A 25628-nucleotide genomic window follows, 5' to 3' on the forward strand; every position below is an offset into this window, starting at 1 on the left:
GGCGGGGAAATCAGCGAACATGCGCATGCATCAAGCATCGTTCGCCTGATTCATTTCTCTTCCACGACGAAAAGCCGCTTCATGACATTCGACCATGGGGTGTTCACGGTCTCGCTTGACTTCGAATTGCTCTGGGGCGTGCGCGAGACGCGTACCATCGAGAGCTATGGCGCGAACCTGCGCGGCGTGCGCGAGGCCATTCCGCGCATGCTCGATGTCTTTGCCGCAAACGGCATTCATGCGACATGGGCCACGGTAGGCTTTCTTTTTCATCGCAATGCGGATGAACTTCGCGCGGCTTTACCGCCGCCTTCCCTGCGGCCGAATTACGTGCGCGCAGGCATTTCCCCTTATGAATATATCGATGCAGCCCAGGCGCTCGATCCGCTTTATCACTTCGCGCCCGAACTCGTCGAACGCATTGCGCAGCAGCCTGGTCAGGCTATCGGCACGCACACCTATTCGCATTACTACTGTCTAGAACAAGGTCAGGGCTTGCGCGAATTCGAAGCGGATATCGAATGCGCCACGGAGGTTGCCAGGCGCGCGGGCTTGCGGTTGAAGAGCATCGTATTTCCGCGCAACCAGTGCAATGAAGACTACCTTGCGGCGCTCGCGCGGCATGGCATCGTGTGTTATCGCGGAACACAAGGCGGTCACGCTTATGCGGCCTCCGACAAGGCAGGGCAAGGCTATCTGCGCCGCGCAACGCGTTTGCTCGATGCTTATATGAACGTGTCCGGACACAATACCCATGCGCTCGATTCATGCTTCGAAAGCGCGCCTTTCAATTTTCCGGCAAGCAGTTTTCTGAGGCCTTATTCAAGCAAATGGGCAATGCTCGATGGCTTGCGCCTTGGACGAATAAAAAATGCCATGACCGATGCGGCGCTCAACAAGCGCCTTTATCACCTCTGGTGGCATCCGCATAACTTCGGCCGCAATACCGCGCAGAACATCGCGTTTCTTGAGCGCATTGCCGAGCACTATGTTCTGCTGCGCGAACGCCACGGCTTCGCTTCGCTCAACATGGAGGAGCTTAGCGAGCTGGCGGCCACGCGATTGGTCGATCAAACAAGCTTGCCTGCCGCCGAGCCTGCGTGATCAACGGCGGGTTTCGGAGGCGGTCGGAGCAATCGCCGAATGCGCGGTGAGAAAACGCGGCGTCCTGAAACGCACGATGCTTGCATAGAACCATACGTAGACCGCGACGAACATCGCGCCGGTGACGAAAAGCGCAAGCGGCCGGTCCCAGAACACCGTTGCGGGCGCAACGCCCACAGCGCACAACACCCACAGATAAGGCGATGTGCGGCCATTGCGGCGCGCGCGCTGACGCACATCGCTATAGTCCGATCCTTTGAGTGCAATGCGCTTGTAAATGAGCGTGTGAAGGTGCACGCCATCTGGTTCGCTCACGGGTCGGCCTCGCACGAACTTGCGGCGATAGATCGAGAACACGGTTTCGAAGAGCGGATAGATGGCGACGACAGCCGCATACCACGCCGACACGGAAGGATGCCGCGCGATCAGCAGCACGAGCAATTCGGCCATGACGAAGCCGATAAAGTATGCACCGCCATCGCCCAGGAAAATGTGGGCGCCTGGATAATTCCATACGACGAAGCCAAGGATGGTGCCGATCATGGTCAACGCGACGCTCATGACCAGCCAGTCACCGACTTGATGCGCGACGAAACCTATCGAAGCGAAGATCAGGATGGACGAGACCGATGCGAGGCCATTCATGCCGTCGATGAGATTGATTGCGTTCGTGAGCCCCGATACGGTCAGCACGGTGAGGCCGACCGCAAGCGGCATGAGTTGAAGCCCGTGATCGACCACCGGCAGATCCACGCGAACCAATACCGCATGCAACGCATAGACGCCACCGATCGACCCTGCCATGGCCGCGAGCAGACGCGCACGCGGGCTTACATGCTTGGTCAGGTCTTCGAGACAGCCGGCCAGGAACGGTAAAGCGGCGCACGCCAATAACAGCATCGACTCGCCGCGTGGATTCGCACCGAATAGGCCGCCCATCATGAACGTAATTGCCGTTCCGCCGACGATGGCCGCACCGCCCACGCGTGGCACGGGGACCGCATGATTCTTCTGCACTCCATTGAGGTCGGTGTCGAGTAAATGCGATCCCGCATGACTCGCATAACGCACGATCCAAAGAGTCAGACAAAACGAAGTCAGGCAACCGAGAGCGAGGTTTAGCATTGTCTTATGCTCGTCTTAAACGCGGACGGTCGTTAATTTCAGTGAGGACGAACTATCGTTCGGCGAGACCGAAGCATGCAGATAGTCCAGGAAGTAAGCGGCGCAACATCGACGAAACTGAAAAACGAACAGCAACGGAATGAGATGACAAGGCGGTACATCGCGCTTACGGCTAACGGCTATTTCATCAAGCCATTTGCTTTTTGCCGTATTTACTGATTAATTAGGGAAACCCCCATCATTAAATGCCTTTCGGAGTCCAAATATCATCTCGCGGAGTGCAGCGAAGTGAGCATCTTTTTTTGAAGATGAAATGTGGGCTAGACCGCGTATCGATTCAAATTTGCTAGCGCTTCGACGACGACTTTTGTGCTCTAAGCATTGTTGAACATTATCGAGTCAAGCCTGTGGCAAAGCGTTAGCGAAATGCTGACACTGATCGTTGATACGAGCGAAGCAGTTTGGCTTTCAATTGGACTAACAACGAATGAAATAGCGGTGGGCGTGACCCGCGTGCAAGGTCGTCGAAGATCTCTCGTCCGATGAAAACCTTTGGATCGGAGCGCTTGATTGGCCACCGCTAAGACGCGCGTCAGGCGTGACAATAGACCTAAAGGTCTTCAGAGTCGAAGATGTGAGTCGCGATGCGGGTCCATCCCGTGAATGCTTTATTCAACGCGTTGAACCATTACAATATGCTCGATAGAAGAACTGCATTAAAGGTTTTTGCATCGTGCGCATTGGTGCAAACCCTTGCGCCGCATCGCGCGCATGCGCAAACAAATGATTCGACTGAGCTTATACGGGCAAGCACGTTCGGTGTGAGAGGCGACGGTAAGAGCAATGACCGCGCGCGTCTTCAAGCCGCGATAGACAGTACCGTCGGCAAGACCTTGTTGATAGAAGGTCGGTGTCGAATGGATACGCGAGGTCTGGATCTGCACAGCAGCACGCATCTGCGTTTTGCGGATGGCGCATCGATTAAGCTGTTGCCTCACGACACGCCTTCTTATCAGATGATCCGTATCTGGGATGCGGATAACGTGCTGCTGGAAAATGCGACGCTGGATGGCAGCAAGGAGCTCAACGCAGCGCCGCCCGAAACACACGACGGCGGCTACGGTATGGGCATTTCTATCGCGGGAAGCACGAATGTCACGATAAACTCGGCCACGACGATCGGCTGTTGGGGCGATGGCCTTTATATCGCCAATAGTTATGAACGGGCGACGCGACGATCCCGCAATATTGTCGTCCGCGATCATCATGCGCGTGCGTGCCGGCGTCAGGGTGTGTCGCTCATCAGTGGAATGAACGTGCTGATCGAACGTGGTGTGTGGGAAGACATCGGTGGAACAGCGCCTTCGGCAGGCATCGATATCGAACCGAACTCCAATCGCGACGTGCTCGAAGACATTCGCATCGTAGATCCGCTTACGCGCCGATGCAGTATCGGCATTCTCGTTTATCTCGCGGAATTGCCCGGCCCCAAGCCTAAGACCGTAAGCATAGAAATAAGTGGACAGCGCGATGAATCTTCTTCCGACAATGCCTTTAGCGTATCCGGTCTCGACACTAAAGGATGGACGGTGAAAGGTAGCGTGACGAATGTCTCGCCGGTATGGGTGAATTCGCGGCTAGCCTCAGTCGAAAGCGTCGACTACGATAAGCGCGGGCCGGCTATCGTCGTGTCCGGGTTACGCCTCATCCGTTAAGCCACATGCTGTGCGACAACGTACAGACGCGTCGCATGTACTCACGACACCCTCAGCGGGTTGTCGCTAATATCATCAGAATCGCGCTAGCAAGGGAATTCCTAGATGAGAGCAAGAGCAATGGAAGCGCGAAGCGTTTCTCCTTCCCGTCCTCGCGCGCGTGCTCATTCCTATCTGGCGACGCCGAATGGCTTGCTGTTCATCATTCTCGCGCTCGTCGTCCTGTATGTGATGGCGACGGGCGTACGCAATGTGCCGACGTTGCTCGACCAGGACAATTACCTCGAATACTTCCGCAAGACCACGTGGGACTGGTTCCTCAATACTTACGAGGAACGCAAATCCACGGTTAGTTTCGTCATCAGCACGATCACCGAGGAATTCGGTTGGCGCGCTTGGGTCGTCGGTTTGAACGCATTGGGCTTTACACCCGATGCCGGTGTGCGACTTACGGTGGTGCTGCTCAACGCGCTGATCTTCATTGCGCTTTTGGAAGTACGCCGGCCATTGCTGGGTCTCGTGCTCTGGTGTGTCGTGCCGATGGCGCTCGCCACTGTCGGACTATTTCAGATTCGCCAGGGGATGGCGTTCTCTATCGCCATGCTCGTGTCCTTGCGCTATCAAAGACCCGTAACGGGATGGCTGCTCGCGAGTTTTATTCACACCACGTTCGCGGTGCCCGCGCTCCTGCTTATCGCGATGCGTCCATGGGGCAATCGCAGATGGCTCGCGTTGGGAAGCGCTTCGGCGGTGGCGGTCGTGCTGGTTTCGTCGGCGGGCTTTCTCTTCAAGAACTTTGGCGGCCGTCGTATCGACGAATATGCGGGCTACCAGAACGATTTCACCATCAAACTGGTGATTCTCCTCGTGGTTTATATGACGGCGGCACTTGTCATGCTTTATACGGAATGGAAAACGAAGCAGGCGGGCAAGGCTCAGGCATGGCGCGACATCTGTTTCATGGACGTCGCCCTCGTGCTTTATCTGGTGCTGGCCTTTTTGCTGTTTCCCTTCGGCAAAGGGCGCGTATGGTATTGCGTGCCCTTGCTGCTGCCGTTTCTCGTCGGGCAGACGCGCTTCAAGAATCGCTTCGTATGCTGGTGGACCGTGGGAATATTGCTGGTGCTGACTGCGGAAATCATCAAGAGCTATTACGAGGGCGTGTACGCGTATTTCCTCGGCTTATGACCGCGCATGGCAAGCAATGGCGCGGTCATTCGCCTGCATGATTCACGTTTTATCGAGCGTTGCCTTGCGCAAGCGTCGCGCGCCAGTGCGGATTGCCATCTTCTCGCCTCTTAGTACGGTGCGCAGGGCGCCGTAATCCGCGCGCATGCGTTCAATTTCATAGCGCGTTACAAGGCGTCCCCCGAAGCCCGATAGAAAGTCGAGAATGGTAGCGGTGGAAATGCCGTCGAAATCAAAAATGAGCTTGCGTTCTCGCGCCACGCGCGCGCCTTCCCAAATCAGAAGACTTATTGCGCCGCCGTGTGCATCCGCCGCGCGCGATGACAGCAGGTAGTACACGGCACGCGTATCCCACACGAGTGCGGTCTCGGCGACGAGATGGCCGTTCTCGTCGAATGCGCCAAGCATGACACCTGCATTGCGCTTGATGACTTCGCCGAGCACGCGGCGCATGATCTGCGAGCCGTACACGTTATTGCGTTTGCGCACGGCGAGGTTGGCGTCGTAGAAATCCGTGAAGGCGTCGGGGCTGTTTATTTCGCGCACGGTAAGCCGTTCGGTGGCGCGACGCAGCCAATTGCGTGTATTGCGCCGCAGCGCCGACCATGCCTCGGCTTCGCTTCGATCAGCCGGCAACTCGAGCGTATAGCCTATGGAGACATCGAAGCCATGCAGCGAAAATGCAATAGCTTCGGCTTGCGACATACGCGTGTCCATCAATTGATGAAAATGCGCACACGCCGGAATCTTCGAGACGAGCTGATTCGTGATGTCCATTCGATAACACCATTCGCGCTCGCCACTACCTAAACGTTGCGGTTTGATGACAGGGCCAAGCGTGCGCGTCAAAGGCGGCAGCACGGATATGCGCCAGATGCCTTTACGCTCGAACATATAAGGCATTTCCCCAATGACGACATCGCCCTGCTTTACTTCAGCAATGCCCCATTTACCGTCGGTCGCCGCTTCAAGCCACCAGGGCTCATGAAAGATGGAGCGCTCCACGATGCCTTCTGCTTTAGTGGTGCTCGAATCGTTCTTGACGTTTTCCCTGATTTTCTTTTTAACCGGTTTTGAGCTTGGCTCGATAGGTGAAGAGCTTACTGAATAGCATTCGTTATCCATTGTCCCTCACAACTCGGTTCATGAAAGCCGTTCGCTTTGTGTGTATGTCGCTTTGATCATCCCGTTCGCCGCCAAAGATGGACGATTGCACCGGGCCGCCTCGCAGATGAAGCGCCGTGTTGCAGGCCGCTTGTCGCGGACCGGTGACAGCATGAGGATGTGCGTTCTATCGAGACGAAGTCGCGCCGTCTCCTGCGCGACCCTGTATAGGAACTTACTGGAGCGTAAAGACCAATCGCATGCACCACTGTACGCCATCGCACGTTGGGCAGTTTGCTATTCGATGCAAGATCTTGACTCGAACGAGAGCCAAGCTTGTGCTTAAGTGCGCGCTATGAGGGCACGCTTGTGCGGTTGCAGATCCATGATCAAGCGGACCTCGAATAACGATGCCGGAGCTGCCCGATGAATACGGCCAAATATGTGATCGATCTGATTAAAAGTCCTGACGAATTCGAAGCGCTGCATAAAGAATGGGATGAACTGTGGACGCTCGCCGACGGGCGGCATCATGAATCGTTTGCGGTCTGCTCATTGGTTTGGCGTCATGTCGCCAAACCTGCGGGACGGTCACTTTGCATCATTACTGCGCGGCGCGAGGAACGTATCGTCGCCATTTGGCCGCTCGTGCGTTCGCGCAATCGTCTCTGGAACGTGCTTCGGCCACTTAGCTCTGAATCGGCAGACTATACGACCGTGCTGACCGATCCAGCGTATGCATCGCCGGATCTGTCGCAATCGATCTGGCAGGCGGCGCGTGACCTAGGGAAGGGCGATATTGTTTTGCTTCCGTATGTCGATTGCAAAAGCGAGTTGTATCGGCTCGCTGCGGAGCATCCGGGGATCATGCTCGCCAAGGAACATCCCTATGCCGTGGCTAAACTTTCGGAAGTGAATTGTTGGGATGAATTCGTCATTGGCTTGGGCAAGCTTTCGGGCAAGCGACCCGGCCAGTTGCGTGAACGACTCGACCGCGAAGGCAAGTTCGAGGTGTGTATTCTCGGCCCGCACGACCGTGAAGAGAACGCGCGCATGGTCGACTGGATGCTGGCGAGAAAGCGCGAGTGGGGCGAACGCGTCGACAAGAAGGGCAGTTGGCTGTGGGAGGAAACCTTCCGCAATTATCTAATCGAGCTGCTGAATCATTGTCATCCTCTCGCATGTGCAAAGCTCATGGTCCTGAAACTTGATGACGAGATTCTCGCCGTGAACATGATCGGTCTCGGCGCAAAGAGCATGATCGGTCTGATTGCGAGTTTCGATAAGCGCTTTGGCAAATTCGCACCCGGCGCGGTTTCAACCGAGGCATGGGTTCGGTGGGCAATCGAGCAGCGTTTGGATTTCGACCTCGGCATCGGCGCAGAAACGTTCAAGCCGTACTGGAGCCGGGGCAATACCGCAATGGTTTGCAGTCTGCAACTTGCGCAAACGAACTGGGGACGCGTGGCATTTGCCATTTCTGGCGCACAACGAATGCTTAAGAAAGCGAGCGTTAATAGTTGGCGTTCGAACGTTCGGCCAGAAAAATCCTTGGGTAAAGAACAGGCGTAGAACGGCTCAGAAGCGAATCTATTCACAATTCAGAGCGGCTTGAGAATGACCGATTAAGCTTGTTTAATTCCGTGCGCTCAGCGTTGCGGGAAACAAGCTAAACACGAAAATCAGAGATTTTGCTGAAAGATCTACAATCGGCTGATTAGAAGAATTAAGGGAAAATTTCCTTCATTAATCTAATGAATAGCCGTTGTTTCACTGCGACAGAATTACTTTTCGCAAAATATTCGAGAATTGCTTATTCATCTGATTATATGCGCATTAGAAAAGCGCATTTCCCGCCTGACGTGCGATCGCGCGTTGCGTGAGCCAGAAAATTCGGCCCTGTCCCCGCTATTCAGTTACAGATAGTTACGATTCCTCTCTATTCGTCATACATCGATCTGTATCATACGATCCGTATTCGGTATTTAATGCCTTATCGGGGGCGAACTTAATTTCGATAAAGGTAATTAATGCCGTTCCAACGAGTGCGCGAGTTTGCTGGTCCTTCCAAGGGCCATCCGAGTCGTGAAAATCCAATCCGAAAGCTGACACGGCGAATCTGTTCGTCAGACGCCCATTGATAACTTCGAGCTCATGTCCTTGACCAAAAAAACTCCTGTTACTCCAATGCAATTTGCTGATCAGATCGATCGAATCTTCACGCGTCGCAAGTTTCTCACTGCGGTGATGGCCAGCACCGGATCGCTCGCACTTGCCGCATGCGGCGGCGGCGGTGAAGGAGATGTCGCTGATTCCGTCTCCAAGCGCCGCCGCCGTGCGTCCGGCACCAGTTCTGCGTCAAGCACCCAAGCTGCTTCGACACCGGCGGTTGCTTCGTCGACGCAGGCCGCGTCGGCATCCGGCACGGTCACCGACACGTCCTTCGGCGTGAAGGGCGATGGCACTACCAACGACCGCGTCGCGCTTCAAAAAGCGATCGACGGTTCAGTCGGCAAGATTCTGCTGATCACCGGCAAGAGCCGTATCGATGCAGCCGGCCTCGACCTGCGCACGAACTCACACCTGCGTTTCGCAAGCGGCGCGTCGATCAAGCTGCTCGCGCACAACGTCGCCAGCTATCAGATCCTGCGCGTCTGGGATGCCCAGAACGTGCAGATTGAAAACGCCTCGCTCGACGGCAGCAAGGAACTCAACTCCGCGACCAACGATCCGAACGACGGCGGCCAGGGCATGGGCATCTCCATCGCGGGTTCGACCAACGTGACGATCACCTCGCCGACCACGATCAACTGTTGGGGCGACGGCATCTACATCGGCAACTCGTATCGCAGCCTGACGACGCCGAGCAACACGGTCAACATCACGAAGCACCACGCGACCGGTTGCCGCCGTCAGGGCGCAACGATCACGAGTGGCGCGAATATCACGTTCGATACGCCGACCTGGGAAAACATCGGCGGCACGTTGCCTTCGGCGGGCCTCGACATCGAACCCAACAACAACAACGCCGTGCTGCAGAACATCAAGATCATCAGCCCAACGACGAACAGCTGCCGCTATGGCATTCTGATTTATCTGGGCGCCTTGCCAGGTTCGGTGAACAAGGTCGTCTCGATCGATATCTCGAACCATCGCGACAACAACGCCAATCACGTCGCGTACGAAGTCGGTGGCCTTGCGCTAAACGGCCATTCGGTCACGGGTCATATCACGAGTGCGTCGCCAGTCTATATGCATTCAGCGCTCGGCTTTAGCAAGACCGATTGGGACAACGCCGGTCCGACGGTCGAAGTCACCAACATGGTCTACACGCGTTAAGCGTTTAGCGAGGCAACATGTCGAAAAGAGGGCGCGCTTTCAGCGCGCGCCCGGTGTCGGTGCTTGGCGCACCGATTTTTCTTTGCGCGGCGCTTCACCATGCCAGTCTTTTTAGACGGAGATGCCGAAAACGATTGGCATGGATGGTGCTCTAATAAAGTATCGGGCGTCACGAAACGCCATCTCCGAAAACGCGGGAAAAGTCTGGAGATTCAATGGATCTCGCCATCATCATTGGCACGATCGCCTTCTTCGCTGTCGTCGCGCTTGCGTTGCTCGCGCTTGCCGACGTACTGCTGCCCTCGCGCCGCCGCCGGCGCGAGGAGCAAGGGCGCACGAGCATCTGGTCACGTTCGCATAAGGCGGGCGAGCTGAAGACTAAAGGCGCGGGCCATTCCGGGCCGGGTTCGGGACATCCGAAATGACGAACCGCGTGCAAAATCTTCCGGTGCGCGGTTATTGACCGGAACCAATGTGTCGTTCTTTCGCCGACACCTGTGCGACTGGCGCCGACGCTTCATCCACTGAGCCCCTTCGTTCGCTGATTCGCAAGTAGATGTCCTCATAGCGACGCCAACTGGCTTCGATCGAAAAAAACCTGTCGATTCGCTCTCTCGCCGCCACGCCGAGCGCCGCGCGCCGCGTCCGCGGCAGCATCAACATGTCGACGAGTGCCTGCGCCAGTGCATCGGCGTTCCGAGGCGGCACGACGGTTCCCGTTTCCCCGATGAGCCACGCGGTATCGCCGACGTCGGTCGCCACGCATGGCGTCTCGCATGCCATGGCTTCGCCGATGACGGTCGGCAATCCCTCGCTGCGTGACGAAAGACAGAAGACATCGAGCCCCGCCAATAGCGCTTCAGGATGCTTAAGCGGTCCAAGCAAGCGGCACGCATGTGCCACGCCTTCACTGCGAATGAGTTCGACGAGCTCGCGGTTGTCATCGTCGAGTCCATTGCCTGCCATCACGAAGCGGCACTGCGGCAACGCTTGCAGCACACGCCGCACTGCCGCGATGAAGTTGGGATAGTCCTTGACCGCGTGATACCGGCCCATGATGCCGACGACCGGCGCATCCGCAGCGAAGCCGTGGTTTTCGCGTAATGCCATGTGAGACGCTGGCGCGGGCTTGAAGACATCGAGTTCGAAGCCGTTTGGAACCGCGATCATCTTCTTCGCGCAGTAACCGCCTTCGACATGCGCGCGCCGTGCAGCTTCGCCGCAGCAGATGATCGCATCGGGCACGTGGTTCGACAGCAGCGCGCATGCTCGCGTCACCCAGCGCGTCATGCGGCTGCTACCGCTTGAACGAAGGTCCGTGTGATGAATGCCCCAGGCGAGCGGCAGCCGTTTCTTGCGCCATGCTCTCACGGCCGTGACCGCGAGTCCGCCCATCAGATCGCCGTGATAAAGCCAAGTTTGAACGACATCGGGTTCGAGTTCCTCGATCCAGCGCACGAGTTGCACTAACTTGCGCGGCTCCGGCAGACTCTTGCTCATGCCGAGTATGCGCACTTCGGCGCCCGCCTTACGAATGCGCGCCGCCAGCGTGTCTTCGGACGTCAGCGAGATGACCACATGCTCGACGCCTTCGCCGCGCGATGCGCGAATCAGTCGATATAGCATCATCTCCGCGCCGTCCGCGGGCAATGCGGTGATGACGTGAACGATCTTCAAGGCGTGATCTCGACGGATGCGGGCGCACTCGCCGTCGATGTCGCGGGCGCGAGCGCGCGATACACCGCAAGGGTCCTGTCGATGACGATCGCTTCATCGAATTCGCGCAGCGCCTTCTCGCGTGCGGCGAGTCCGAGCTTGCGCGCGAGCGGACGATCGTCGTCGAGCAGGCGGATGGCGTCGGCCAGCGCCGTTGCATTACGCACCGGCACCACGAGCCCGTCTTCGCCGTTGCGGCTCACCACTTCGCGGCAGCCGGGTGCATCGGTCGTGATGAGCGGCAATGCGCACGCGGCCGCTTCGATAAGGGACTTTGGCAAGCCTTCGCGATAACTCGGCAGCGCCATGACATCCGTTTCTGCAAACAGACCCGGCATGTCGCCGACATGACCGCGCCATTCGACGAGGCCTTCCTTCACCCAGCCTTCTATCGTCGACTGTTCGATCGAAGCGGGATTGCCCGCGTCCGGCGTCCCCGCAAGAATGAAGCGGATGGTGCGTCCCTCGCGCTTGAGCACGCGCGCGGCCTCGATGAATTCGGCAATGCCCTTGTCCCACAGCATGCGTGCCGCAAGCAGCACGCGCAGCGGCGCGTGCGAAAGAGGCGCATCGGCGGGAGGCGCCGTGAAGCGCGCGCAATTCACGCCGGAGCCTTTGATGAGGTGGATGGCTTGTTCATTGGCAAGACGGGCGCTCTTGAACATCGCTACATCATCCGGATTTTGCAGGATCAGCGCACAGTTCTCGCCGTCAAGAGCCAGACGCAGGACCTGGCGCACCACGGGCCGTAAAAAGCGCGCTTTCATGTCGCGGCTCGTGAAAACGTAACCCAACCCCGCCACCGAATTCACGCGAGCGGGCACGCCTGCGAGCCTCGCGGCAAGCGACCCATAGACCGCGCTCTTGATCGTGAAGCCATGCACGAGCGAAGCCTGTTCCGCGCGAAAGAAACGCGCGAGCCAGAGCACGAGATTCAGTTCGCGCAATGGATTGAGACTGCGCCGGACCATCGGCACCGCATGCCAGCGAAAGCCGAGTTCGATCAGGCGCGTTCCATATTCGCCGGGCGGCGAAAGCAATATGACTTCATGCCCGAGATCGCGAAGTCGATTGGCAAGCGAAAGACGGAAGTTGTAGAGATACCAGTCGGTATTCGCAAAGAGAATGACCTTGTTCATCGCCTGCCTCTCAGGATCTAGTTCAACGTGCCGGGGCTCGATGCTTCTGCATGACGCAGGCCAGTATCCGTACCGGTCGATGTTTTCGTTTCGCTGATACCCACGCGCGCGAAGAGTTCGTCCCACGCCCGCAGGATGGTGCTGACGGCATAGCGCGCGCGTACCGATTGCGCGCCCTTGACGGAGAGCGCTTTGCGCAAACCTTCGTCGGCAAGCATGCGGCGCAATGCGTGCGCGAGCGCAATGGGATCGCCAGGTGGCACGAGCAAGGCGTCTTCGCCATCGCGCGTGATATCGCGTGGACCGCTCGGGCAGTCGACTGCCACTGCCGGCACGCCGAGCGCCATGCTCTCGGCCAGCGCAAGTCCAAAGCCTTCGAATCGCGAGGACATGACGAAGGCCTGCGAGCGCAGCACTTCGGTCCACGGCTTGTCGGTGACGCCAGGCATGAAGATGCGTCCGCTCATGCCGCGCTGCTGGATTCGCGATTGCAACGTCATGCGTTCCGCTCCTTCGCCCCAGATCCACACATCCCACTGTGGAAATTCATGGGCGATGGCCGCGAACGAATCGATCAATAAGCCGTAGTTTTTTTGCGGATGCAGCCGTCCGAGCGAAACGAGCCGCATGCGTTCATCGGGGCTTGTCGTTGGCGCGGGCTGGTGGAACAGCTCGTCGGGCAGCGGGTTCGGCATGACCGCCGTGTGCTTGATGCCGGGCACCATCGCGTTGAACGGCGCAACGACGTTGTCGGTCAGTACCGTGACGGCGCGCGCATGCGGATAAGCGAGGCGCGTGGCGAACTTCCAGAACGGCGTGCGGCCATCGACGGAAGGATCGTTGTGTTCGCATGCAATGACCGGAACGCGCAGACCCGCGCAAGCGAGAATGCTCGCCACGTTCACGTTGGTGAGGAAGCTGATCACCACGTCCGGATCGGTCTCGCGTATCAGCTTGCGCAACGCCCGGTGCCGTTGCATGTAGCCGAAGAACTTATTGCGCGTGGGCGGGATCCGATCCGCAAGCTGGATGAAGCGCACCTTGTCGGACAGCGCATAGAAGCACGCGCGCTTGCGGCTATACGTGGCGACGAGCGTGACCTTGTCGCCGCGCTCGCTCCATGCATTCACGAGTGTGGCGGCCACGCGCTCGGCGCCGCCGCTGCCCATCGAGCTCACCAACAGCATGATGTTCATGCAGCCAATCCTCCGGTCGGTCGCAGCGGCGGGATGCGTCGCGTGAAGAGCATCGAGAGGCAAAAGACGGATGCCTGCATCACGCCGGTCGCGACGACCACGCCCGGCATGCCGATCCAGCGCGTGAGCAATGTGTTGGCTGCGACTTTGACGATAAACCCCAGTGCGGTAATGATGGCCATCTCCTTGTAACGTCCCTCGACCGACAACAGGTTCATCATCACGAGCGAGGCGAAGTAGAACGGCAACTGCACGAGCGAAAAGCGCATGAGTTCCGCGACCAGTTCCGTGTTCTGCGCGGTGAACGCGCCACGCTGAAAGAGCACACCGATCATCCACGGCGCAAGCGGGTATGCAATCGCCGCGCAGACGGTTCCCGCGCCGAGCATCAGAAGCGACCATTGGAACGCGGTATGACGCGCGCGCTTGTGATCGTCGCGGCCGAGAATGTCGGACAGCACAGGCAAGGTGCCCTGCGCGATGGCAAGCGCGCCCATGCTGATGATCAGACCGAACACGCGGTTCGCATAGCCGAGGGTTGCGACCGCGCCATCGCCCAGATGGGCGACGAAGTATTGATCGATCGCGGGTGTGCAGCACACCACCAGTTGACCGAGCATGAAGACGCGTACCGCGTGATAGACGGGCGGCCATTTGCGCGAGCGGAACGTGAAGCTCAAGCGCGCATAGTTGTTATCGACCTTGCCGCCGAGCGGCCTCAGCACCAGAACCAGCGCGACATATCCGAGCAACGTGCCGTACATGAGCGGCTGCATTGCGCTATTGCCGGTAAAGAACAGCACGAGCAGAAGCGTCATCACGGCAGGCAGGCCGTCGAGCAAGGTCGCGATATGGCGCTCGCTCGATTGCAGACGCGTCGAGTAGGCCGTAACCATCATGATGAGCACGCCGATGGGCGCCATCACCATCATCATGTGATGCGCCATGTCCTGCGTCTCGACGGCGAGATTGCCCGCCATGAGCCGCAGAACGTATGGCCAGATCAGATACAGGATCGCGGTGAAACCGAGTCCCACCACGGCCGACCATGTAACGAGTTCGCTCAGGAATTGCGCTTCTTCGCTCGCGGATTGCTTGCGCAGATCGACGAATGCAGGCACCAGCACGATGGCGAAGATGGCGGAGCACGCCGACGGCAGCCACGAAACCAGCATGAGGGTGATCTGATAGGCATCGACCACGTTGCTGATGCCGTAGCGATATGCGATCACCATCTCCTTGAACGCGCCCGCGGAGCGCCCGATCAGCACGAACGCCGCCACTCTCGACATACCCCGCGCAGCGCGAAGATGGTCGGGATGAAGCTGCAGCAAGCGGTCTCTCAACGCGGCGAATTGTGATATCAACGCGGCGGCCTCACTTTCCGCTGGCCATGGCCGAGAGCGCGTCGACGCGGTTCGGCTCGTGGCCAGCACGTTCTGCCAGAAAGCGGATGTACCACGGCATCGCGCGCGCGAGTCCTTCCGCAAACGGCACCTTGCCGTCATAACCGAGCAGACGTTCGGCCTTGCCGACATCGGCTTGCGAATGACGGACATCGCCCGCTCGAAAAGGTCCAAACTGCGCATCGCGCTCATAAGCGACGCCGTGCGCGGCGAGCAGACGCTTGAGTTCCGCGAAGAGTTGTCCGAGCGTCGTGCGATCGCCCACGGCGACGTTGTAGACCTGACCGCGGGCCGCGGCATCCGCCTTGGCCGCGAGCAGGTTCATCTGCACGACGTTATCGACGAAACAGAAATCGCGGCTCGTTTCACCGTCGCCGTTGATGGTCACGATCTCGTCGTTGATGAGCGCGGCCGTCCACTTCGGAATCACGGCGGCATAAGCGCCATCCGGGTCCTGACGCTTGCCGAAGACGTTGAAATAGCGCAGGCCCGTCGCATTGAAGCCGTAAGCGCGCGCGAACACCGACGCATAGAGCTCGTTCGCATATTTCGTGACCGCGTAAGGCGAGAGCGGCTGGCCGATGCGATCTTCCACCTTCGGCAAGCCGGGATGATCGCCATATGTCGAACTCGATGCCGCATACGTGAAGCTCTGCACTTGCGCATCGCGCGCGGCGCATAGCACGTTCAGGAAGCCGCTTAAATTCGTTTCGTGCGTGGCGATGGGGTCGGCCACCGAGCGCGGCACCGAACCGAGCGCCGCTTCGTGCAGCACGTGATCCACGCCTTGCATGGCCGCCTGGCAATCGAGCAGATTGCGGATGTCGCCTTCGATGAAGCGAAAGCGCCGCCACTGCCTTTCATCGACGCTCTCGCGCACTTCTTCGAGATTGCGTTCGTGCCCGGTCGCGAAGTTATCGAGTCCGACCACGCGCTGATCGAGCGCGAGCAACGCTTCGAGCAAGTTGGAGCCGATGAAGCCGGCCACGCCCGTGATGAGCCATGTCTCCGGACGTGCGCGCAATTGTTCGCGCACGCTTTCGTATCGAACGTTCATTGTCATTCTATGCCTGCACTACAGGCGCAAGTCGCTTGCGTCGGCGGGAAGAACGTATTTCAGATCGTAGACGACGTGTTGCTCCTTGCCGTAGGCATGCAGCGCGGCCGCACCCATTTCCGTGAATTGCCGGTGCGAAACCGCCACGACGATTGCGTCGTACACGCCCTTGGCAGGCTCTTCCACGGGCTGGATGCCGTATTCGTGGAACGCGTCTTCGCGCGAGATCCACGGGTCGTAGACATCGACATTCGTGCCGTATTGCGTGAGTTCAGTGACGATGTCCACCACACGCGAGTTGCGCATGTCCGGACAGTTCTCCTTGAACGCGAGTCCCATGACGAGCACGCGCGCGCCGGGAATATAGATGCGCGCACGCGTCATCGCCTTGACGAGTTGCGAGACCGCATACGTGCCCATGCTGTCGTTCAGGCGCCGTCCGGCGAGAATGATTTCCGGGTTGTAGCCGATCGACTGCGCCATGTGCGTCAGGTAATACGGGTCCACGCCGATGCAGTGACCGCCCACGAGTCCGGGCCTGAAGTTCAGGAAGTTCCATTTCGTGCCGGCGGCGAGCAGCACGGCTTCGGTGTCGATACCCATCTTGTTGAAGATGATCGACAACTCGTTGACGAGCGCGATGTTCACGTCGCGCTGTGTGTTCTCGATTGCCTTTGCCGCTTCTGCCACGCGAATGCTCGCGGCCTTGTGCGTGCCGGCGGTGATGATCTGTCTGTACAGTTCATCTACCGCCTCGGCCACTTCGGGGGTGGACCCGGAAGTCACTTTCTTGATGTCCGGCAAGCGATGCAGCTTGTCGCCCGGGTTGATCCGCTCGGGGCTGTAGCCCGCGAAGAAATCGACATTGAAGCGCAAGCCCGACACGCGTTCGAGCACGGGCACGCACTCCTCCTCGGTCACGCCCGGATATACGGTCGATTCATAGATCACCACGTCGCCCGGTTTGAGCGCGCCGCCTATCGTTTCGCTTGCGCGCAGCAGCATGCCGAGGTCGGGGCGCTTGTGCCGGTCGATCGGCGTCGGCACCGTGGCGATGAACACGGTGCAATCCTTGAGCGCTTCGGGATCGTCGGTGAATGCAAGCGATTGCGCCGCATGCAGCTCGTCGTCGCCGACTTCCAGCGTGGCGTCGTGTCCTTCGCGCAACGAGTCGATGCGATGACGGTTTACGTCGAAGCCGACTACCGCGTGATGCTTGCTGAACTCCACCGCGAGGGGCAGGCCGACATAGCCCAGCCCGATGACGGCGATCTTCTGGTCCGTGAGCGAACGCATTGAGGTGTCTCCAGTCTCGAAGCAACGCAAGGTTGTGATTGGGTTACCGCATATCCGTTAAAGCCGGATGTCCTCTCGCTTCAGTCGGGCGCCGACTCGTAGTTATGCGCGACATAAGCGCTGCTGCCGTAGCGCCCCGCGAGCGCGGTATTGGCGGTATGCAATGCGACGCTGTTGAGCAGCACGCCCGTCACGCGTGCGCCGGTTTGATTGAGGCGCTTGATCGATTCCTTGATTTCACCGACGCGCGTCTGCCCGTAAGACGAAACCAGAAAGATGCTGCCTGCGGCCGGCGCAATGGCGCCCGCATCGGATACGGCGAGCACGGCCGGCGCGTCGACCAGCACGATGTCGTAGGCCTTCGATGCCTCGTCGATCACTTCGCGATACTTCGCTCGCAGAAGCAGCTCGGCCGGCGTCGACGGATAAGGACCGCCTTGCAGCACATCGAGGTTCGGAAACACCTGGCGATTCACGGTGGCCTCGAGCGTGCGGTTGCCCGCCAGCATGTCGGCGAGACCCGGTCCCGGATCGAGCCCGAACTGCTTGTGCAGATAACCCTTGCGCAAGTCGGCGTCGATCAGGAGCACGCGCGTGCCGCCCGAAGCCAGCACGGTGGCGAGATTCGCCGAAAGGAACGACTTGCCCACGCCCGGCAGCGGCCCGGCGATCATCACGACGTTGTTGCGCGCGCCGACCAGCGTGAACTGTAACGCGGAGCGCAGGATGCGCAGCGCCTCCACGGTCGGGTCCTTCGGGAACTGCGCGGCGAGCACGGCCTGACGCGGCGCGGAGCCACCGATGGCGGTCGTCAGCGCAGCTTGCCGCGCGCTCTTCGGAATGGTTGCGAATACGGAAAGGCCCGTCTCGATCTCGATCTCCTGCGTGTCCGTGACGCCACGGAAGACGCGATCGAGAAGCATCGCGAGCCCGATGCCGAAGAAGAGACCGAGCACGAGCGCGATGGCGAGCGCCAGTAGCTTGACTGGCTTGACCGGTTGTTCAGGCACGTCGGCGATATCGATCAGTTGCACCGATGCCGCCTTGCCCGCCTTGATGAGCATCATCTCTTCGATGTTGTTGCGCAGCGCCGTATAGAGATCGGTATTCACGCGCACGTTACGCAAGAGGCGCAGTGCGCCTTGCTCGGCCATCGGCATCGAGCGGGTGCGGTCGTTGAGTTTTTCGAGGAATTGCTGAGTCGCGGCGATCTGCCGGTCCACCGCGACCACACGCGGATGCGAAGGCGAGAAGGTCGTGGCGAGATCGTCGCGGGTATGGCGCAAGGCCAGCAGTTGCCCGTTGGCGTCGGCTGTCTGCTTGAGCAGCAGACGGTTGGCTTCGTCCGAATCGAGCAGCGAGTTGGCGTCGCGGTACGTGTTGTACGCGTTCTCCGCTTCTTCCATCTGTTGCTTGAGCACGGGCAACTGGCGCTGCAGATAAGTGAGCGAGTTCTCCGCGATCACCGCCTTGCGGTCGCCGTTGAGACGCACATACTGCCGCCCGATCTCGTTGACGGTCGCGGCCACTTGCACGGGATCGGCGCTTTCCAGCGTCGCCTTCAGCACGCTCGACTTGTTGCCTTGTTCGCTGATCTTGAGCTGGTTCTGAATCGCGTCGATGGTCAATTGACGCGAGTAATGATTGACGTTGAAGCCGGCGCCAGGATTGCCCCTGAGCGAAGAGACGAAAAGCCTGACCGGCCCCTTGGCGGTTTGCGCTTCCAGAATCTCGCCCACCTTGCCCGTCACGGGCGCGCCGAGCGCCGGGTGGCCGAGCGTGTATTCGCCGTCGCTGCCGGCCGTGAGCAGGAAGTTCTGGCCTTCGAGCGAGCGCGGCACGTCGAAGTCCGTGACGCTGATGGATTCGTCGCCCCAGGTGTAATGGCCGAAGCCGAAGAGGCCCGGCTCGGATAGCGAGCCGTCGTGATGAACCAGACGGCTGCCGATGAAGGGCAGGCGCAACGGCCGCGCGCTGATATAGAGCTTGAGTGCGTCGACGGCGCGCGAGACGACGAGCTTCGAACCCAGCACCTGAATTTCGCCTTCAGCGGAAGAGCGGTCATCGAGTGTCGGCAACATATTGCTTAAAGGGTCGCCAGCGCGTGAATTGGAAACGTCCTTGTTGTCATCCACCTTGATGAGAATGGCGGATTGAAAAATCGGTGGACTTAGATAGGCATACGCGGCGCCAATCAATAGCGCGAGACAAACCACCGTGCTAATAAGAATGCGGTGGTTAATAATCGTATCAATCAGCGCTGCGAAAGGAATTTCGTCATCGGATTCAACGCCGGCTTCTTCAGACGATTTATCACTCGCAATCATGTGAGCAGATCCCGAATCTTATGGTTAATTCAAACGAGGCTTGAAGACGACATGCTGATAAAGGCCTGCCGAGCCGTCTCGCGAAGGTGCCGCCGATCGATAAGGACCGTGAGAGAGGCGAGGATTGTGCGTGTCGCAACCGTATCAGCGGGTAGATTGCTGGTATGCGCGGAAGCCCACATATCCAATCGTGGTGCATGCCAGCCTTCAAAAATTCATGCGGATTCCTGAAGGCGATTATCTGGCTTGGTGTTTCCCGGTGAATGGCTTGTGACAAGCCGGAGAAAATCAGTATTGGGATTTACACGTACAAGCCTGATTGCGTGATTATCTTCAGGCGAATTTATAAGGCTTTGATAAGCGTAATGACTTGTTCAGATTTAATACGCTATACAAACCCGCGCTAATTTGTTTTTGATTAGGGAAAACCAGTGTCGGGAATAGCGGACTGAAAGTCGATGCGCTCGGGCATCGACCTGGTTCCAGTCGATGCCCAAGGAGCACGATTACTTACCCCCGCCCCCCACCGCCACTTCTTCATCGCGTTCCCATCCGCCGCCAAGCGCAAGAAACAGCGTGACCTGATCCTGCGCGACCTGCGCTTCGGCCGCCGCCACTTGCGCGGCGACGCTCGTCAAGGTGCGCGTGGCGTCGAGATCCGAGAGAAAGGATTCGCGTCCCGCCGAATACAGCCGATGCGTTTCATCGGCCGATTCGACCGCCGACTTGTACGCGGTGCGCAATGCGTCGGCGCGTGTGGTGTCGGACGCGTAGTTCGCAAGCGCGCTTTGCGTTTCGCGCAGCGCGTTGAGCACGACGCCGTCGAAATGCGCGAGCGCGCCGCCGGATGCCGCCTCGGCCTGGCGCACGCGCGCACGCTGACCGTTGATCGGAAAGTTCCAGTTGATGAGCGGACCGAAAGCCCACCGGTTGGTCGAGGCGCCGAGCAAGTCTTCGGCAACGCCCACCGACCCGACCGATGCCCCGAAACTCACCGAAGGATAAAGCGCCGCCGTCGCCACGCCGATACGCGCCGTCGATGCCGCCAGTTGCCGCTCCGCCTGCCGCACGTCGGGTCGGCGTCTGAGCAGCGCCGCGCCGTCGCCGACCGGAATCGGCTGCCGCACATGCGGCGCCTTCTTGCAGGCGAGCGTGGCACGCGGCAATTGCGCGGCAGGACGCGCGAGCAGCATGGCGAGCCGATACTGCGCCACGCGGCGACGCGCCACATAACGCGGGATGTCTGCGGCGAGCGTGTCGGACTGCGTCTGTCCGCGCGTGACTTCGGACTGATTGCCACGGCCTGCATCGCGCAGACGCTGCGAAAGCGTCACACGCTGCTTCTGCAAGGACAGCGATCGTTGCGCGATGCCGAGCTCTTCGGCGGCCGCGCACGAATCGACATACGCGCGCACGACATCGGCGACCACGGTGATGCGCGCGAGATCTAGCGCGGCTTCGATGGCTTCGTCATCGGCATTGGCGGCTTCGACACCGCGCTTGAGCTTGCCGAAGAGATCGAATTCATAGGAGACGCTCAGGTCGAGCACGCCTTCATTGACGACCGGAAGCTTTTCGGTCAGCAGATACTGCTCCGCCGATTCCTGCGCGCGCTGAAACCCCACCGACGACTTGGACGAGAAGCCGCCTTGCTGATTGGCGAATTCCACTTCGGCGCGCGAACGCACGAGATTCGCCGCCGCCACGCGCAGATCGGAATTCGAAAGCAGCGCCTCGTTGACGAGCTCGTCGAGCGCGGGATCGTCGTAGAGACGCCACCACTTCGCGGGCACCGTGCCTTGCGTGACGGGCGCTCGATCGGCTCCATCGATGGCGGCATTCGCGTAGTCCCGGTTGACGACCGCGCCGTCGGGCAGCTTGTAGTTCGGCCCGACTGTCATGCAGCCGGCGAGCGCGAGCGTGGAAGCAAGAAGCGTGAGGCCGCAGCGCTTGAGCAGCGCGGGTCGCTTGGGTCGCTTAGGCATCGAGATGACGCGGTGTTTCATCGCAAGGCACCCGAAGCACCCGAAGCACCCGAAGCACCCGAAGCACCCGAAGCACCCGAAGCACCCGAAGCCGCATGCGCCGCGACCGGCGATGCAGGCGCGGTGGCCTGAGCGGGCACGGTGTTCGAAGCGGGCCGCGCGCCGACCGTCGGGCCGATGCCGCGTACCGAAACCGTCGCCGTGCGTCCCGCGATCATGCGGAAATCGGCGGGAATCTCATCGAGCGTCACGCGCACGGGGATTCGCTGCGCGAGCCGCACCCAGCTGAACGCAGGGTTCACGTTCGGCAGAAGACTCGAGCTTTGCTGACGATCGCGATCCTCGATTGCCGCCACGATGCTCTGCACATGACCGCGCAGCAGATTCGGCTCGCCCATCACCTTGATATCCACCGGTTGGCCGATGTCGATGCCATGCAGCTTGGTTTCTTCGAAGTAGCCATCGACGCGGAAGGAGTTCATATCGACCACGGACAGCACGGCGCGGCCCGAGGCGACGTATTCGCCGACTTTCGGCGCGCGGTCGTTGAGATAACCGTCGACCGGGCTCAGCACTTCGGTGCGCTGCAGATTGAGCCGCGCGGTATCGATGGCGACGTCGGCATCCGCGAGCGCGGCAGCGGCCTGTTCGACGCGCGAATGCGTTTCTTCCACGACCTCGCGCGCAACGAGATTGCCGAGCGAGCGATTACGCACGTCCTCGCGCTTCGCCTGATCGAGCGTGGCGCGGCGTTGTTGCGCGGCGGCTTGCGCGTTGCGCAGTGCGAGCGTGTAGCGCGCCTGATCGATCACGAAGAGCACGTCGCCGCGTTTGACTTGCTGGTTGTCGACGACCTTGACATCGGTGATGAGACCGGCCACGTCCGGCGCGACCTGAATGACGTCGGCGCGAACGTGGCCATCGCGCGTCCAGGGCGCGAACATGTAGTAATCGACCAGCTTCCACAGGACCGCGCCTGCAATTGCGACGACGATGAGCGTGAGCAGAATCTGCCCGACGGAGAACCAGGTTTTTTTCACGGGATGAGCCGATGCGAAACGACGACGACAAGCCCCAGCACCAAGACGTAGATGCCGAGATCGAAAACGGAGCGATGCCACACGAAACGATAGAAGCCCACGCGTGCGAGCACCGTGCGAATCACGAGGTTCACCAGATAAGCGATGAACATGAGCACGAGCACGGCGGGCACGAAGACGCCGAGAATATCGATTTCGCCGATCATGCGAGTCGATCCGAAGAGAGCGTTCGAGACGGCATCACGCGGGTTCCTGACGTTCGTTGGCGGGTTTATCGACAGCGGGCGGATGCAGCGAAAGCCGGATGCCGACGAGCGCATGCAGCGTATCGCGCAACGAACGCTCGCCGCGCGAAGCGACGGGCGCGGCTTTTTCCGCGACGCTGTTGGCCGCCACGACTTGCCGCGCGGCGGCGTCGATGGTCTGAATGAGCGTGCCCGGCACCGGCTGACGCGCGCGCCGTTCGATGCAATGCTGGAAATACTGGCGAACGCCGGCGAGCACATCGTCGATGGACGATTGCACTTCCACCGACATCTTGCGGCGCGCGCGGCGCAGATCGAGCGCGTTGAGCGCCACGCGAAAATCGCGGAAACTTTCGATGGACGGATGCCGGTGCGCATCCGTTGCGGCGAGACGCGGCAGCACCTGCATCAGCCGGTCGAGCATGCGCGAGTAGAAGTTGCGCTGGTCGTGAAAGGCTTCGGGCAAGGTGCTCCTGACGATATCGCGCCACGCCGAGCGCGTGAGCCGCGCGACGGCCAGTTCCGCGCCGAAGGGCCGCGTCACGCGCGTCCAGACGAAGGCGAACAGAAGCCCCGCGACGCCCGCCAGATTGCTGTTGAGAAACACGAAGAAGTCCGCTTCGTAGGCGCTTTGGATGCTGATGAAGGTCGCCGTGTTGACGGCCACGAGCATGGTGACGAGATTGAAGCGCGGCCGCGGAATCAGCGTGCCGATGATCAGGAACGGTATCGCGAAGATCAACACGAGCATGGCGAAGTCGTGCACGTGCGGCAGCACCGCGAACACATAGAGACCGGCCAGCACCACGCTCATGCAGGTGGCGAGAAAGAATGCGAACACTTGGGGCGCGGGTTCGTCGAGCGCGGCGAAGAAGCAGCAGGCGACAGCGGCGAGCGTCACGGCGCCGGCTCCGTCGTTCCAGCCTGATTCGATCCACAAGCCGCACGCAACGATGATCGCGCTGACCGCCACGCCCGTCGAGAACAGCATCATGCCGCGATCGAAGAAGCGCGCGGTGCCGCCAAGACGCCAGTGACGAAAGCGCGGTTGCCATTCGTGGGTGTCGTTCAGGATGGCGAGGCGCAAACTGCGGATGTCCTGCCATACGTCGATGACTTGCGTGAGCCGCCAGAGCGCGCTGGAGAGCAATGCGCCGTTCTCGCTCGCAAGTCCTTCGGCGGATGGCCGCATGGCTTCGGCGCGGGCACGCAGCGCATCCGGCGTGCGCGCGAAGGCTTCGACGGCGGTCGGCTCGGCGGAATCGGGCATGGGCGCGGCGACCCACGCAGCCACGTCTTGCAGCAGCGCCTGCAACTCCGGCGTGCCCGCGCCGCGTTTATCGATCAGTTCGATGAGCGGGTCGGCCATCGACGAGATCAGCGGCAAGAAAATCTGCATGCGTCCTTGCAAGGCGCGCGCGCGGCTCACGATATCCGGCCGCGTATGGTCGTAGGTCAACTGGCTCAACAGCACTTCGAGGCCGTTCACCGTAGCGGCGAGCCGTTGCCGCGCCGCCGAGATGGCCGCCCCCGCGAGCCGCCCGGAGAGCGATTCGCTCGCGTAGAACGCGGCGTCGCGAAACCACGCGTCGGTGCGCTCGACGAGCGTCGGCGCGAGCCGGCTCGGAAACACCACGGAGCCGACGATGCTCGCCACCACGATGCCGAGCAGAATCTCTTCGGTGCGCGAGATCGCGAGATCGAACACGGTGGCCGGGTTCAACACGGAAGGCAGCGCGATCAGCGGCAGCGTATAGCCCGCGAGCAGGAACACGTAGCTGCGCGCGGTGCGGTCGAACATGGAGAGAAAGAGCAGGGAGCCCGTCCATAGCGCGACGATCACGCTGAACAGAAACGGCGACTCGACGAACGGCGGCACGATCAGCACCGCGCCCGCCGCGCCGATAGCCGTGCCGAGCGCGCGATACAAAGCCTTCGAGCGCGTCGCGCCGACGAACGGGTTCGAGACGATATAGACCGTGGCCATTGCCCAGTACGGGCGCGGCAGTTCGAGCGCGAGGCCGATATAAAGCGCGATCATCGCGGCGGCGAAGGTCTTGCCGGAGAAGAGCCACTCGCGCGCGGACGGGAAGTTCATGGCGTGCGCGCTCCGCTCTTGCCGTCATCGCGTGCGGGCACGGTGTCGAGCGTGGCGCTGAACGCGTTGAGCACGCGCAGCGTGGTTTCGAGGTCCTCGCGGCTCACGCCCTTGAGCAGCCGCGCGCGCAGCGACATCAGGCGCTCTTCCATGCGCGCGGTGACGGCGCGGCCTTCGTCGGTGAGTGTGATGGTCTTGGCGCGCTTGTCTTCGGGGTCTTCGTCGCGCCGCACGAGTCCGGCCGCGCATAGCTGGTCGAGCAGACGCACGAGCGACGGTCCCTCGATACCGACATGCTCCGCGAGCGTCACTTGCCGCACGCTCTCACCGAGCCGGTTGGCCGTGAGCAGCGGAACCGCGCACGCTTCAGAGACGCCATAGGACGCGAGCACGCCATGACTCGTACGCCGCCAGCGCCGCGCGGCAAGTACGAGTGTGCTGCTGACGGAGCGGCGCAGAAGGTCGAGATGGCTCATGGGGCGCGATTATATCGGCAGTTTTATTCGTTAGCGTCCTATCGATCAAAAATATCGCGGCACGCTCGTGTT

20 protein-coding genes are annotated in these 25628 nt (G+C 60.1%); 6 read left to right on the plus strand and 14 right to left on the minus strand.

The window, feature by feature from the left end; translation table 11 throughout:
• Window positions 1-81 precede the first annotated feature (81 nt).
• On the plus strand, window positions 82-1104 hold the full coding sequence (locus P9292_RS06650; RefSeq protein ID WP_409015129.1) for a polysaccharide deacetylase family protein: 1023 nt from the start codon (window positions 82-84) through the stop codon (window positions 1102-1104).
• On the opposite strand, the gene P9292_RS06655 is transcribed toward P9292_RS06650, so the two are convergent.
• Window positions 1105-2229 carry a glycosyltransferase gene (locus tag P9292_RS06655; protein WP_309958392.1) on the minus strand — a complete coding sequence of 375 codons (1125 nt, stop codon included), beginning with the start codon at window positions 2227-2229 and terminating at the stop codon, window positions 1105-1107. It lies immediately after the preceding gene.
• Between the two features lie 917 nt (window positions 2230-3146).
• Between P9292_RS06655 and P9292_RS06660 the strand changes: the two genes are divergently transcribed.
• Window positions 3147-3944 (plus strand): right-handed parallel beta-helix repeat-containing protein, encoded by a 798-nt coding sequence (locus P9292_RS06660; RefSeq protein ID WP_244830142.1) that lies wholly within the window; start codon window positions 3147-3149, stop codon window positions 3942-3944.
• 105 nt (window positions 3945-4049) lie between these two features.
• Window positions 4050-5132 carry an EpsG family protein gene (locus tag P9292_RS06665; RefSeq protein WP_309958393.1) on the plus strand — a complete coding sequence of 361 codons (1083 nt, stop codon included), beginning with the start codon at window positions 4050-4052 and terminating at the stop codon, window positions 5130-5132.
• Between the two features lie 42 nt (window positions 5133-5174).
• Here the strand turns inward: P9292_RS06665 and P9292_RS06670 are convergent, their stop codons facing one another.
• The gene (locus P9292_RS06670; protein ID WP_309958394.1) at window positions 5175-6137 is read right to left on the minus strand and encodes a GNAT family N-acetyltransferase; all 963 of its coding nucleotides are present in this window, start codon (window positions 6135-6137) and stop codon (window positions 5175-5177) included.
• Between the two features lie 966 nt (window positions 6138-7103).
• On the opposite strand from P9292_RS06670, the gene P9292_RS06675 reads away from it, so the two are divergent.
• From P9292_RS06675 to P9292_RS06685, 3 genes are all read left to right on the plus strand, one after another.
• Window positions 7104-7808: a GNAT family N-acetyltransferase gene (locus P9292_RS06675; RefSeq protein WP_309958395.1), complete on the plus strand. Its 705-nt coding sequence runs from the start codon at window positions 7104-7106 to the stop codon at window positions 7806-7808.
• Between the two features lie 615 nt (window positions 7809-8423).
• Window positions 8424-9575: a hypothetical protein gene (locus P9292_RS06680; RefSeq protein ID WP_309958396.1), complete on the plus strand. Its 1152-nt coding sequence runs from the start codon at window positions 8424-8426 to the stop codon at window positions 9573-9575.
• Window positions 9576-9790: 215 nt separating this feature from the next.
• Window positions 9791-10000, plus strand: coding sequence for a hypothetical protein (locus tag P9292_RS06685; RefSeq protein WP_250510706.1), 210 nt, complete (start codon window positions 9791-9793; stop codon window positions 9998-10000).
• A gap of 31 nt (window positions 10001-10031) precedes the next feature.
• Here P9292_RS06685 and P9292_RS06690 read toward each other — a convergent pair whose 3' ends face one another.
• From P9292_RS06690 to P9292_RS06745, 12 genes are all read right to left on the minus strand, one after another.
• On the minus strand, window positions 10032-11252 hold the full coding sequence (locus P9292_RS06690) for a glycosyltransferase (protein ID WP_309848109.1): 1221 nt from the start codon (window positions 11250-11252) through the stop codon (window positions 10032-10034).
• The gene (locus P9292_RS06695) at window positions 11249-12430 is read right to left on the minus strand and encodes a glycosyltransferase family 4 protein (RefSeq protein ID WP_309958397.1); all 1182 of its coding nucleotides are present in this window, start codon (window positions 12428-12430) and stop codon (window positions 11249-11251) included. Before P9292_RS06695 ends, P9292_RS06690 begins: the two co-directional genes overlap by 4 nt.
• Window positions 12431-12447: 17 nt before the next feature.
• A complete protein-coding gene (locus tag P9292_RS06700) occupies window positions 12448-13626 on the minus strand; it encodes a glycosyltransferase family 4 protein (RefSeq protein WP_309958398.1) in 1179 nt (392 codons plus the stop codon).
• Window positions 13623-14918, minus strand: coding sequence for a lipid II flippase MurJ (gene murJ, locus P9292_RS06705; RefSeq protein WP_309958399.1), 1296 nt, complete (start codon window positions 14916-14918; stop codon window positions 13623-13625). The genes P9292_RS06700 and murJ overlap by 4 nt, the downstream gene beginning before the upstream one ends.
• Window positions 14919-15003: 85 nt before the next feature.
• Window positions 15004-16089 carry an SDR family oxidoreductase gene (locus P9292_RS06710; RefSeq protein WP_309958400.1) on the minus strand — a complete coding sequence of 362 codons (1086 nt, stop codon included), beginning with the start codon at window positions 16087-16089 and terminating at the stop codon, window positions 15004-15006.
• Between the two features lie 18 nt (window positions 16090-16107).
• Window positions 16108-17385: a Vi polysaccharide biosynthesis UDP-N-acetylglucosamine C-6 dehydrogenase TviB gene (gene tviB / locus P9292_RS06715; RefSeq protein ID WP_250527903.1), complete on the minus strand. Its 1278-nt coding sequence runs from the start codon at window positions 17383-17385 to the stop codon at window positions 16108-16110.
• An 80-nt stretch (window positions 17386-17465) separates the two neighbouring features.
• On the minus strand, window positions 17466-19712 hold the full coding sequence (locus P9292_RS06720) for a polysaccharide biosynthesis tyrosine autokinase (RefSeq protein ID WP_309958401.1): 2247 nt from the start codon (window positions 19710-19712) through the stop codon (window positions 17466-17468).
• A gap of 506 nt (window positions 19713-20218) precedes the next feature.
• Window positions 20219-21697 (minus strand): efflux transporter outer membrane subunit, encoded by a 1479-nt coding sequence (locus P9292_RS06725; protein ID WP_284509443.1) that lies wholly within the window; start codon window positions 21695-21697, stop codon window positions 20219-20221.
• Between the two features lie 17 nt (window positions 21698-21714).
• Window positions 21715-22737: an HlyD family secretion protein gene (locus P9292_RS06730; protein WP_309958402.1), complete on the minus strand. Its 1023-nt coding sequence runs from the start codon at window positions 22735-22737 to the stop codon at window positions 21715-21717.
• A complete protein-coding gene (locus tag P9292_RS06735; RefSeq protein ID WP_244830156.1) occupies window positions 22734-22943 on the minus strand; it encodes a DUF1656 domain-containing protein in 210 nt (69 codons plus the stop codon). Before P9292_RS06735 ends, P9292_RS06730 begins: the two co-directional genes overlap by 4 nt.
• 34 nt (window positions 22944-22977) lie before the next feature.
• Window positions 22978-25080, minus strand: coding sequence for an FUSC family protein (locus P9292_RS06740; protein ID WP_309958403.1), 2103 nt, complete (start codon window positions 25078-25080; stop codon window positions 22978-22980).
• Complete coding sequence (locus tag P9292_RS06745; protein WP_244830158.1) at window positions 25077-25556, minus strand: MarR family winged helix-turn-helix transcriptional regulator; 480 nt, start codon at window positions 25554-25556, stop codon at window positions 25077-25079. The genes P9292_RS06740 and P9292_RS06745 overlap by 4 nt, the downstream gene beginning before the upstream one ends.
• Window positions 25557-25628 lie beyond the last annotated feature (72 nt).

Origin of the sequence: Caballeronia sp. LZ001, from assembly GCF_031450875.1 — a bacterium.
Taxonomy (GTDB): domain Bacteria; phylum Pseudomonadota; class Gammaproteobacteria; order Burkholderiales; family Burkholderiaceae; genus Caballeronia.